This window comes from Acidocella sp. C78, assembly GCF_907164655.1.
The window spans coordinates 60,456-71,608 of record NZ_CAJQZK010000018.1 but is presented as its reverse complement, the minus strand read 5'-3'; the positions used below and the strand labels follow the sequence as shown (position 1 = coordinate 71,608).

12 protein-coding genes and 1 pseudogene are annotated in these 11,153 nt (G+C 69.5%); 3 read left to right on the top strand and 10 right to left on the bottom strand.

All coding sequences use genetic code 11. The annotated features are described in order from the left end of the window. Positions 1-266 (top strand): annotated as a pseudogene (locus tag ACIDOCELLA78_RS000000107690) (lytic transglycosylase); the annotation flags it as partial. Here the strand turns inward: ACIDOCELLA78_RS000000107690 and tolB are convergent. The 9 genes from tolB to ACIDOCELLA78_RS000000107645 are packed head-to-tail and all read right to left on the bottom strand — an operon-like array spanning position 224 to position 7,475. Then, positions 224-1,825, bottom strand: coding sequence for a Tol-Pal system beta propeller repeat protein TolB (gene tolB, locus ACIDOCELLA78_RS000000107685; protein ID WP_249676112.1), 1,602 nt, complete (start codon positions 1,823-1,825; stop codon positions 224-226). The pseudogene ACIDOCELLA78_RS000000107690 and the gene tolB sit on opposite strands and share 43 nt — an antisense overlap. A gap of 31 nt (positions 1,826-1,856) precedes the next feature. Continuing rightward, a complete protein-coding gene (locus ACIDOCELLA78_RS000000107680) occupies positions 1,857-2,819 on the bottom strand; it encodes a hypothetical protein (RefSeq protein ID WP_201729080.1) in 963 nt (320 codons plus the stop codon). Between the two features lie 52 nt (positions 2,820-2,871). Next, positions 2,872-3,315: a protein TolR gene (gene tolR / locus ACIDOCELLA78_RS000000107675; RefSeq protein ID WP_201729079.1), complete on the bottom strand. Its 444-nt coding sequence runs from the start codon at positions 3,313-3,315 to the stop codon at positions 2,872-2,874. Between the two features lies 1 nt (position 3,316). Further along, the gene (gene tolQ, locus ACIDOCELLA78_RS000000107670) at positions 3,317-4,033 is read right to left on the bottom strand and encodes a protein TolQ (RefSeq protein WP_201729078.1); all 717 of its coding nucleotides are present in this window, start codon (positions 4,031-4,033) and stop codon (positions 3,317-3,319) included. Positions 4,034-4,035: 2 nt separating this feature from the next. After that, positions 4,036-4,524: a tol-pal system-associated acyl-CoA thioesterase gene (gene ybgC / locus ACIDOCELLA78_RS000000107665; RefSeq protein WP_283770847.1), complete on the bottom strand. Its 489-nt coding sequence runs from the start codon at positions 4,522-4,524 to the stop codon at positions 4,036-4,038. A gap of 11 nt (positions 4,525-4,535) precedes the next feature. After that, a complete protein-coding gene (gene ruvB, locus ACIDOCELLA78_RS000000107660; RefSeq protein ID WP_201729076.1) occupies positions 4,536-5,576 on the bottom strand; it encodes a Holliday junction branch migration DNA helicase RuvB in 1,041 nt (346 codons plus the stop codon). Continuing rightward, positions 5,573-6,187 (bottom strand): Holliday junction branch migration protein RuvA, encoded by a 615-nt coding sequence (gene ruvA, locus ACIDOCELLA78_RS000000107655; protein WP_201729075.1) that lies wholly within the window; start codon positions 6,185-6,187, stop codon positions 5,573-5,575. The genes ruvB and ruvA overlap by 4 nt, the downstream gene beginning before the upstream one ends. After that, a complete protein-coding gene (gene ruvC, locus ACIDOCELLA78_RS000000107650) occupies positions 6,184-6,687 on the bottom strand; it encodes a crossover junction endodeoxyribonuclease RuvC (protein WP_201729074.1) in 504 nt (167 codons plus the stop codon). Before ruvC ends, ruvA begins: the two co-directional genes overlap by 4 nt. A gap of 38 nt (positions 6,688-6,725) precedes the next feature. Beyond that, positions 6,726-7,475: a YebC/PmpR family DNA-binding transcriptional regulator gene (locus tag ACIDOCELLA78_RS000000107645; RefSeq protein ID WP_201729073.1), complete on the bottom strand. Its 750-nt coding sequence runs from the start codon at positions 7,473-7,475 to the stop codon at positions 6,726-6,728. Positions 7,476-7,611: 136 nt separating this feature from the next. Here ACIDOCELLA78_RS000000107645 and ACIDOCELLA78_RS000000107640 point away from each other — a divergent pair, with 136 nt between their 5' ends. Next, on the top strand, positions 7,612-8,817 hold the full coding sequence (locus tag ACIDOCELLA78_RS000000107640; protein WP_201729072.1) for a glycosyltransferase: 1,206 nt from the start codon (positions 7,612-7,614) through the stop codon (positions 8,815-8,817). Then, complete coding sequence (locus tag ACIDOCELLA78_RS000000107635) at positions 8,814-9,902, top strand: glycosyltransferase (protein WP_201729071.1); 1,089 nt, start codon at positions 8,814-8,816, stop codon at positions 9,900-9,902. Before ACIDOCELLA78_RS000000107640 ends, ACIDOCELLA78_RS000000107635 begins: the two co-directional genes overlap by 4 nt. On the opposite strand, the gene ACIDOCELLA78_RS000000107630 is transcribed toward ACIDOCELLA78_RS000000107635, so the two are convergent. Next, positions 9,860-11,083: a TCR/Tet family MFS transporter gene (locus ACIDOCELLA78_RS000000107630; RefSeq protein WP_201729070.1), complete on the bottom strand. Its 1,224-nt coding sequence runs from the start codon at positions 11,081-11,083 to the stop codon at positions 9,860-9,862. The two genes, ACIDOCELLA78_RS000000107635 and ACIDOCELLA78_RS000000107630, sit on opposite strands and share 43 nt — an antisense overlap. Positions 11,084-11,153 lie beyond the last annotated feature (70 nt).

Below are 11,153 nucleotides of genomic sequence, written 5' to 3'. Positions count from 1 at the left end.
AGCCGCCCACCCGGACGGCCGCCGCCGGGAGTGCCGGAAAGAAGGCCAAGCCGACCGCCGGTGGAATCGATGTCCGGCATTTCGCACCGGGCTCGTTCGCCTTTGCGCCGCTGCACGGCACCGCATCGATCCTGCCGCTGCAGAACCAGCCCGCGGCGCCGGGGCCGCACGTGTCCGTGCCGGGGAGCATTGGCGGCGCAATGGCCGGCCGATCCCTCGCCGCCTACCGGCGGATGCCGATCCCGATCGCCGGCGCGTCTTCCTGATAACGCGCCCTGAGTTTCACCTCGTGTCCTGCTTCTGAAATCCATCGGATTTCAGAAGCAGGACACTCGGGCAGTTCCCGATCCACCCGGGCCGGGAACTGCTTTATCCTGTTGATGACCGGAACGTCATCCCAAGCGGCCGGCAACGGCTCAGGAGAGCAGCGGCCCCAGGACGGGTCCTCGGCATTGGTCGGCGTCGGCGTGATCCGCTCGTTGAACCCGTCGACACCGATCGTCACCAGATGCGAGACATTGCCGATCTTGAGGGGATTCTGGCGATAGAACATGATCACCCGCCCGTTCGGGCAGAAGGTCGCGGCCTCTTCGAGATACCCCTGGGAGAGCAGCCGCTCGCCGGAGCCATCCGGTTTCATCACGCCAATCCCGAAACCGCCGGCATCCAGCCGGGTGAAGGCAATCATGTCGCCCCGCGGCGACCAGACCGGCTCGGCGTAGCGGGCATGACCGTAGGAGATGCGCTGGATGTTCGTGCCATCGGCGTTCATGACAAAAAGCTGCTGGTCGCCCGGACCGTCGCGGTCCGAGTTGAACACGATCTTGGTGCCATCCGGGCTGTAGCACGGGGTGACGTTGATCGAATTCGCGTCGGTCAGCTGGGTCATCCTGCGGCTGCCGAGTTCGTATTTCACGATCATCGCCCCCCCGCCTTTCGAGACCGAGAACAGCAGGGCCGAACCATCGGGGCTGAAGCGGGGGCCGAAGCTCATCTCACCGAACGAGCCGATATTGGTGCGCGCCCCCGTTTGCAGGTCGAACAGATAGACCTGGGGCTGACCGTTCTCGAAGCTGGCGAAGGCGAGCTGCTGGCGCGACGGGTTGAACTGCGGCGACAGCGCCATGTTCCGGCCCGAGGTCAGGAAACGGACATTCGCGCCATCGTAATCCATCACGGCCATGCGACGGATCGGATCGGTCGGCCGGCCGGCGACCGAGATGAAGGCGACGCGGGTGTCGAAATAGCCCTTTTCACCAATCATCTGCTGGTAGATGTCATCGGCGATGATGTGCGCGATTCGGCGCCAGTTGTTGGACGCGGTCGTGTAGGCGGTGCCCTGAAGCTGCTTCTGCTGCGAGATACCCCATAGCCGGTACTCGACACGGATCTGCCCGCCGCCCTGGTTCGTCACCTGCCCGGTGACGAGCGCCTGGGCACCAAGGATGCTCCAGTTGTTCCAGACCGGAATGCTGTTGACCACCGAATTCGGCACGAAGCTCGTCTGGTCGATCGCGCGGAACAGGCCGCAATGGTCGAGATCGGAGGTGACGACCTGGGTGATCTGCGCGCCGAGATCGGAGGTGTTGCCGCTGGCGTCGGTGAACGAGGGCAGCGCGATCGGGATCGGCGCGTTGTGCGCGCCCGAAACGTTGATCGCATCGCCGGGGCCGTTCGAGGCGCTCTGCGCCCGGGCGAAGCGCGGCAGAACGAGACCCGCGGCGCCTGCGCCCATCAGCAAACGGCGAGAGAGCGACGGCAGGCGTTCCATCGTGGTTCCCGCAAGGCGCGGGTGAGCGGTTGGCTGCGGACGGCGGATCGTCATGAAGGACCTCTATCCTGAAACGCTTTGAATGCTACGGCGTGAACCTGAAAATGAAGGTATGGACCGAGCCGAGCATATAGGACGGCAGCGGCAGCTTGGCACATTGATAGTTCTTAACCGCGTCGACGGCCCGGTTGGCGAAGGCGGCGAACAGCGGATCGCCCAGCTTGCCCTGGTCCTGCGGCGCGACCTGCGCTTCGCGGACGATGCCGGCCGCATCGGTCACGACCTGGAGCAGCACGCTGAATTTCCGTACACCCGGCGCCCCGGCGTCGATCCCCCAGCAGGGCCTGACCGTGTTGGCGATGGCGTTGCGCTGCGATGCCGACAGACCTGAATTGGCGGTGCTCATCTTCGAGCCGCCACCATGCGGCGCGCCGCCCTGTTCAGGGTTGTAGCGCGCGGTCGGCGGTTTCTTCTGCTTCTGCAGTGACCGCAATTTCGCCAGCGTATTCAGCACGGACTGGCTCATCGGCACCGGCGTCTTGACCGTGTGCTTCTGGCTGGTCGGGCTCTTTTCCGCCGGGGCGGGCGGCGTCTTTTTCGGCGGCAGCGGCAGTTTTTTGGCCGGCTTCGGCGGCGTGGGCTTCTGCGGCCGCTGTGGCGGCGGCGGCGGCGGCGTGGGAATCGGGGTCGGCGCCGGCGTGGGCGGTGGGGGCGGCGGCGGCGGGGATGGCGGCTGCGGCAGTTTCGGCGTGGCGTGGGGTGCCGGCGGCGGCGGCGGTGGGGGTGGCGGCGGCGCGACCTTTGGCTGCGGCGTCGGCTTCTGCACCGCGAGATGCGCCTTGTGCACGGTTTTGGTTTTTGCCGGCGCTGCGACCTTGCCCTTGTGCAGGGCCTGCTGGGGCGCCGCGTTGCCGACCAGCGTGACGTCGACGGCTTCCGCCGCCGGCGCGTCGAGCTTTTCCCGCGGCAGGACGGCGACGAGCAGCAGCACGATCGCCAGATGGACGATTGCCGAGACGATCGCTCCCCGCCGAAGCTCTGGTTCCATGGGTCAGTCCCGCCTCAATCGATGCACGCGCCGGATGCCGGGTCTTCCGGGATCAGCGTTTTGCCGCGGTCGGCTGCTGGGCAAGCAGGGCGACCTTGTTGAACCCGCCATTGGTGATCGTCGCCATGACCTTCAGCATGGTTCCGTAGGGCACCGCCGTGTCGCCGCGCACGAAGATGCGGCGGTCAGTGTTGTTTTTGGCGATCTGCTGCAGGGTCGCGACCAGGTTGTCGAGCTGGACCGCCGAATTCTGCAGGTAGACGCCGCCATCGGACTTGACGGTGATGGTGATCGGCGTGGCGTCGGAATTGACCGGCTTCGCGTTCGCGTGCGGCAGGTTGACGGTGACGCCCGAGGTGATCAGCGGCGCGGTCACCATGAAAATGATCAGCAGCACCAGCATCACGTCGACCAGCGGAGTCACGTTGATTTCCGACATCGGCCGGTAGCGGCCGCGGCGGCTGCCGGATTTGCGCTCGACCACGCCCCCGGCCATCTCAGCCGCGCTCCTCGGCCTGACGCGACAGGATCGCGCTGAATTCGGCGGCGAAGGCATCGAGCCGGCCGGCGATCCGCGTCAGGTCGGTCGAGAGCTTGTTGTAGGCGAGAACCGCCGGCACCGCGGCCACGAGGCCCATGGCGGTGGCGAACAGCGCCTCGGCAATACCCGGCGCCACCACGGCGAGATTGGTGTTGTGCATCGCGGCGATCGCCGAGAACGAATGCATGATGCCCCAGACCGTGCCGAACAGGCCGACGAACGTGCCGACCGAGCCGATCGAGGCGAGGAAGATCATGTTCCGCTCGAGTCGCTCCATCTCGCGCATGGTGGTGACATCCATCGCCCGGTCGATGCGCGCGGAAACGCTGGAGCGCGCGATGTCCGCGCCGGCGATCCGGCTGGAGCGGCGCCACTCGCCCATCGCGGCGCCGAAGACGGCGGCGATCGGATGGTCCGGCTCGGCCCCTTCCTGGTCGTAGAGTTCATCGAGGCTGCGACCGGACCAGAACTTGTCCTCGAACGCGTCCGCGGCGCGATTGATCTTGCGGATCGTCATCGACTTCTCGATGATGATGGCCCAGACCCAGACGCTGGCGGCCAGCAGCAGGATGATGACCACCTGCACGACGAATCCCGCATGCAGGAACATGCCCAGCAGCGACAGATCTGACCCCGGCGTCGCCAGCCCGGTCGTGTTCACAGCCTGATCCACCTTCAGTCCCCTTCCACGGCCCTCTGGCCGTCACCTGTTTCGCCGCCCGGCACGCCCGCCTCATGCATCCGCACCAGCGCAGCGCGCATGTCCGCCGGCAGGCGAGACGCCCGCCCGCCCGCCCGGTCGACACAGGCCAGCCGCAAGCCGATCCGCACCAGCGTCTCGTCACCACGCCTGATCATCTGGTCGAGAGTGACGGTTGCCGCGGAAACCCGCCGCACCCTCGTCGCCACCGTGATCAGGTCGTCGAGCCGCGCCGGCCGCTCATAGTCGATTTCCGCATGGCGCACCACAAACATACGGTCGTGGACTTCTACCATTTGCGCGTGTGGCACCCCCAGCGAACGCAGGGCTTCGGACCGCGCGCGCTCGGCATAGCGGAGGTAATTGGCGTGATAGACGATTCCCCCGGCGTCGGTATCCTCGAAATAGATGCGGATATCGAGCCGGTGCTCACCGCCATGAAGCGCGTTGTCCATCGTTTTCATCGCGGGGGTCATCACTCCAACGGCAGGTCCGCCTGGCCGGGCACGGCGGCGGTCGGCAGCAGGCCGAGATGCGCCCAGGCCTCGCGTCCCAGCATTCGCCCACGCGGGGTGCGGATCACGAAACCTTCCTGGATCAGATAGGGCTCGATCACGTCCTCGAGCGTGTCGCGCGGCTCGGAAAGCGCCGCCGCCAGGGTCTCGATGCCGACCGGCCCGCCATTGTGGTGCTCGGCGATGCGGCGGAGATAGCGCCGGTCCATCGCATCGAGCCCGCGCTGGTCGACGTCGAGCCGGGTCAGCGCCGCGTCGGCCGCCGCGCGATCGACCGTCGCCGTGCCGGCGACAGCGGCGAAATCGCGCACCCGGCGCGTCAGCCGGCCGGCGATCCGCGGCGTGCCGCGCGAGCGGCGGGCGATTTCCGCGGCGCCATCCGCCGTGATGTCCATCTCCAGCAGTGAAGCGGCGCGGGTGACGATCAGTCGAAGCTCCTCGGGCGTGTAGAAAACCAGCCGCAGCGGAATGCCGAAGCGGTCGCGCAGCGGATTGGCGAGCAGGCCGGACCGCGTGGTCGCGCCGATCAGGGTGAAGCGCGGCAGGTCGATCCGCACCGAACGCGCTCCGGGCCCCTCGCCGATGATCAGGTCGAGCACGAAATCCTCCATCGCGGGATAGAGAACCTCCTCGATCGAGGGCTGCAGGCGGTGAATCTCGTCGATGAACAGAACGTCCCTCGGTTGCAGGTTGGTCAGGATGGCCGCGAGATCGCCCGATTTCTGGATGATCGGCCCCGAGGTTGCCCGGAAACCCACCCCCATCTCGCGGGCGATGATCTGCGCCAGAGTGGTCTTGCCCAGCCCCGGCGGGCCGTGCAGCAGCACATGGTCGAGCGATTCGCCCCGGCCGCGTGCCGCGGCGATGAATATCGCAAGATTTTCTCGGCTCGCTTTCTGCCCGGTGAATTCGGCGAGAGTTTGCGGCCGCAGGGCGGCCTCCGGCCCGTCCTCGGCATCGCGCACGCCGGAAAGCAGGGCCCGATCTTCCGCGCCGCTCATCGGGCCAGCCGCTTCAGCCCGCCGCGGATCAGCTCATCCAGCGGCGCGTCCTCGCCGGCTTCCGCCTGGACCGCGGCGAGGGCGGCCTCCGCCTCGGCGCGGCGGTAACCGAGATTGACCAGGGCCGAAAGCGCGTCGGCCAGCGGTCCCTGCGGCAGGGCGGCGAACGGGGAGGTCGCCGCCGGGGCGAAGACGGAGCCGGTGGGCATCGCGGCGATCCGCTCGCGCAATTCGGAAATCAGTCTGGCGGCGAGCTTCGGGCCCACACCGGGGGCGCGGGTGATGGCGCCCTTGTCGCTCGCGGCGATGGCGCTGGCGAGCTGGTCCGGCGGCAGCGCCGAAAGCAGGTTGAGCGCCACTTTCGCGCCCACGCCCTGAATGGTGGTGAGCAGGCGGAACCAGTCGCGCTCGGCGGCGTCGATGAAGCCGAACAGGGTGATCGCGTCCTCGCGGACCTGGGTTTCGACGAGCAGCGTCGCGCGCGCCGGCGGCGCCGGCAGCGCGGCGAGGCTGCGCGCCGAGCAGAGCACCACGTAGCCGACGCCGTTCACATCGATCAGGCAGCGCCCGTCCTCGATCTGCTCGGCCGTGCCGGACAGCCGCCCGATCATGCCGCCGGCACCCGGCTGGCGGTGGCGAGATGATGCGCATGGCAGATGGCGACGGCCAGAGCATCCGCCGCGTCGGCGCGGGTGATCGCCGCCCCCGGCAGCAGGCGGCGCACCATCAGGGCGACCTGGTCCTTTTCCGCCGCCCCGGTGCCGACCACCGCGCGCTTCACCGTTTTCGCGCCATATTCGGCAACCGCGATGCCCGCCCGCGCCGGCGCGAGCAGGGCGACGCCGCGGGCGTAGCCGAGCTTGAGCGTCGCGGTCGCGTTGCGGTTGACATAGGTTTCCTCGACGGCCGCATGATCCGGCGCATAGGCCGCGAGCAGCCGGGCGAGTTCCGCATCGAGCGTATGCAACCGCTCGGCCACCGCCGCCGCGCCATCGGTCGCGATCACCCCGTCGGCGATATGGCGCAGCCGGTTGCCGTCGGCCTCGATGATGCCGAAGCCGGTGAAGCGAAGGCCGGGATCGATCCCGATGATGCGCGCGCGAATCGGCATGTCTGCGGACTATAGAGGATTCGGCGCCCCCCGTCCGGTCAGGCCGAGAGCGCCTGCATCACCTCATCGGGAATTTCGAAATTGGCGTAAACGCTCTGCACGTCGTCGCTCTCCTCCAGCGCGTCGATCAGCTTCATCACGCTGCGAGCGGCCTCCTCGTCGAGCGGCGTGGTGGTGGTCGGCCGCCAGTCGAGCTTGGCGGTTTCGGGCTCGCCGAATTTCTGCTCCATCGCATCGCGCACGGCGAAGACATTTTCCACCGCGCAGACGATCTCGTGGCCCTCATCGGTGCTCTGCACGTCGTCCGCCCCGGCCTCGATCGCGGCTTCGAGCATGTCGTCCGCGCTCGCCGCGGCGGCGGGATAGCGGATCAGGCCGATCCGGTCGAACATGAAGGCGACAGAATTGGTCTCGCCCAGCGCGCCGCCATGCTTCGAGAACGCGGCCCGCACGTCGGAGGCCGTGCGGTTGCGGTTGTCGGTCAGCGCCTCGACGATGATCGCGATGCCGGACGGGCCGTAGCCCTCGTAGCGCACCTCCACGTAATCGTCGCCACCGGCGCCACCGGCCGCCTTCTTGATCGCCCGCTCGATCGTGTCGCGCGGCATGTTCGCCTGGCGGGCGGCGGCGCAGGCCGCGCGCAGCCGCGGGTTCGCTGCCGGGTCGGGCAGGCCGGTTCTTGCCGAAACGGTGATCTCGCGGATCAGCTTGGCGAACTGCCGGGCGCGCCGCGCATCCTGCGCGCCCTTGCGGTGCATGATGTTCTTGAATTGCGAATGTCCGGCCATCAGAAAATCCATGGTTCTGCATCGGAGCGCGGGGGCGCGCTCCGGGAGTTTCGGTCGCGGGTGGCGATATCATGTCCGGTCCGAATTTGATATGCCCCGTCAGCGGCCGGGTGTTGCGGCCACGATCGGGGGATGGATGGAGAGAGCTTCGCTGGGGCTGGCGCATCGCGCATGGCGCATGCTGCCGGCCGAGACGCGGCGCCGGGCGATGACCCGGGTGGCGGGCCTCGTCGCCGGCCGGCCCGACCGCGCGCCGCCGGCAGCGAGCGAGGGCATCGTGGTGGCGGGCGATATCGACGGAGCGAACGGCCTCGCCGAGACCAGCCGGATCATGGACACGGTGTTCCGCCAGATCGGCGTGGGGCGCGGCACCATCCAGCTCGGCCTGCCCAGCGTCACGCCCGCACCGGCTGGGCTGCCGCCGGCGACTGCCGCGATGCTCGCGGTGGTGAACGCGCCGATCCTGCCGGTCGGCCTCGCCCGCTGGCCGCGCGCGCTGATGCGCGGCCGCCGGGTGATCGGCCTGTTCGTGTGGGAACTGCCGGCGGTGCCGGCCGCCTGGCATGTGGGGGCGAAATTCGTCCACGAGATCTGGGCGCCGTCCGCCTTCTGCGCCGAGGCGTTCGAGCCCCTGGCGCCGGGGCGCGTGCGCGTCGTGCCCTATCCCCTCGCCGCCTTGCCACCGCCGCGCATCGAGGGCGGGCGCGCCGATTTCGGCCTGCCCGAAGGCGCGCTGGTGGTGCTCGTCGTGTTCAATCTCGCGTCCAGCCGCGTGCGCAAGAACCCCGAAGGCGCCATCCGCGCCTTCCGCACCGCCTTCGGCGACCGCGCCGACCGGATGCTGGTGCTCAAACTCTCCGGCACGACGATGTATCCCGAGGATCTGGCGGAGATCCGGGCGCTGGTGGCCGATGCGCCGAACATCCGGGTGATCGACGAGACCATTCCCGAGCCCGCGCTCCGCGGCCTGATCGCGGCGAGCGACATCGTGATGTCGCTGCATCGCGCCGAGGGGTTCGGCCTCATCCCGGCCACCGCGATGCTGCTCGGCCGCCCGGTGGTGACCACCGGCTGGTCCGGCAACATGAGCTTCATGGATGCGGACAGCGCCGCCCTCGTGCGGTACGATCTGGTGCCGGTGAACGATCCGCGCGGCACCTACCGGCTGGCGGGAAGCCGCTGGGCGGAGCCGGATGCCGGGCATGCGGCCGTCCTGCTCCGGCAACTCGCCGACGATCCCGCAGCGCGGGCGGCGCTCGCAGCGCGCGGACGGGAGCACGCGATGCGCGCGCTCGGCGATGCGCCGGTGCGGACCGCGCTCGGCGCGTCCGGCATCCGATGAGGGTCCTGACCTGGCAATGGGGACGGCGCGGCGCCGGGCCGCGCTTCGCCGCCCTGCTCCATGCGGCGTTCGGCCGCCTGCCGGCGACCGAAGCGATGCTGTCGCTCTCGGCGGAGGCGGAAATTCTCGCCGCGGCGGATGCGCCCGACTGCGCCTGGCGATATCCCACCTATGCGAGCGCCGCCGGCGCGCTGGCGCGGCTGCTCACCCTGCCCCTCGCCGGGCGCAGCGTTCGGGCGGACCTCGCGCGCCTCGCCCCGGATGTGGCGCTATGCGCCATGCCGGCGGTGCTCGACCGGCTGATGGTCGCCAATCTGCGCGTGCCCTACGGACTCATCGTGCATGACGCGGTCTCGCATCCGGGGGAAAGCCTGAGTTTCCGGCTGGTGAACCAGGCGCGGCTGCTGCGCGGCGCGGGATTGCTCGTCACGCTCAGCCAGGCGGTGACCGACGAGTTGCACGGTGCTGGCGCGGTCCGCCCCGGCCAGCGGGTTCTCACCCTCACGCATCCGCCGATGCCGGTAGGCGATGGCGCGATGCCAGCCGCGCCCTTCGCCCATGGCGGCCTGCCCCGACTGCTGATGTTCGGCCGGCTGCTGCCCTACAAGGGGCTCGACCTGCTGTGCGAGGCGATGGAACGCCTCGGCCCCGATCCGGGATTCGGGCTGCGCGTGGCGGGCGATGGTCCGGACTCGGCCGAACTCGGCCGGCTCGGCGCGATGCCGCATGTCACGCTCGACCGGCGCTGGATTCCCGAGGCCGAACTGCCACGGCTGATCGGCGAGGCGGACGCGCTGGTCCTGCCCTACCGGCAGGCGAGCCAGTCCGGTGTTGCGGCGGCGGCGCTCGCTTTGGGCCGGCAGGTGATCGCCACCGATGTCGGCGGTCTCGCCGAACAGTTGCGGGACGCGCCGCAGGCGATCCTCTGCCCGCCGGATGCCGGCGCGCTGGCGGATGCGCTGCGGCGCTGGCGGGATCGGCGGGACACGCAGGGAGCCTGGAGGCCCACCGATCCGATGGCGGCGTGGACGGCGATGGCGGCTCAGATTCGCGCTGGGCTGGAGGCGCTTTCGGGTTCGGGCTGAGCCGGCTGCACCGACCAGACGAGCAGTGCTGCGCCGGCCAGCATGGCCGCGACCATCACGAACGGCGCGCCGGGAAAGCGCCACGGCAGGAAGCCGCTGAACGCCTCGAATACGGCAGCACCGGTCAGCGGGGCGACGATGGCGGTCAGCCCCTCGATGGAGGACAGCGCGCCGTTCATCCGCCCCTGCTGGTCCGCCGGCGCGGCGCGCGAAAGCATGCTGCGGATCGCGGGGTTGGCAATCGAGCCCAGCGCCATCAGCCCCACCCCGGCGAACAGCCAGGACGCCGTAGGCGCAAGGCCGAAGATGAGATAGGCGGCGGCGTTGCAGGCGAAGCCGGCGAAAGCGGCGCCGCGCTCGCCGAGCCATGTCACCGCCCGGCGGACGAGGCCGAACTGCACGAGCGTCGAGGCGAGGCCGATGCAGGCGAAATAGACGCCGCTCTCGCGCGGCCCCCAGCCGAAGCGCAGCGCGGCATAGAGAACGAACACCGCCTGGATCGCGCCGAGACCGAACCATCGCACACTCCAGGCCGCGGCCAGCCGCCAGAGACGCGGGGCCGCGGTGAGCAGCCGGATCGCGCCGAGCGGCGTTGCTTCCCGCAGGCGAAACGGCCGCCGCCGCTCCGGCGGCAGCGATTCGGGCAGCACGAAAACGCCATAGATCACGTTCACCCCGACCAGCCCGGCGGCGGCGAGAAAGGGGAGCCGCAGGTCGATCGCGCCGAGAAAGCCGCCAATCATCGGGCCGGTGGTGAAGCCGAGGCCGAAGGCGGCGCCGATCAGGCCGAAACGCTGGGCCCGGCGCTCCGGCGGGGTGATGTCGGCGATATAGGCGCTGGCGGCCGAAACATTGCCGGCCGTCGCACCGGCGATCAGCCGGCCGACGAATAGCCAGAGCAGGTTGGGCGCGAAGGCGAGCAGCAGATAATTCGCGGCACTTCCGGCAAGGGAGACGAGGATGAGGCGGCGGCGGCCGAACCGGTCGCTGAGCTGGCCGAGCACCGGGGCGGCGAAGAACTGCGTCGCCGCGAAGGTCATGCTCAGCACGCCGACCCAGAGCGCCGCCTGCGAGGCCGGCGTGGCCGAGAGATGTTCCACAAGATCGGGCAGGATCGGCGCGACCAGGCCGAAGCCGATGGAATCGATGACGAGAACGGCGAAAATGAAGCCCAAGCTCAACCCGCCTCCGCCCGGCGCACGGCACCGCGCATCATGCGGGGCAGGCCCGCATGGCACGCGGACAATGCCG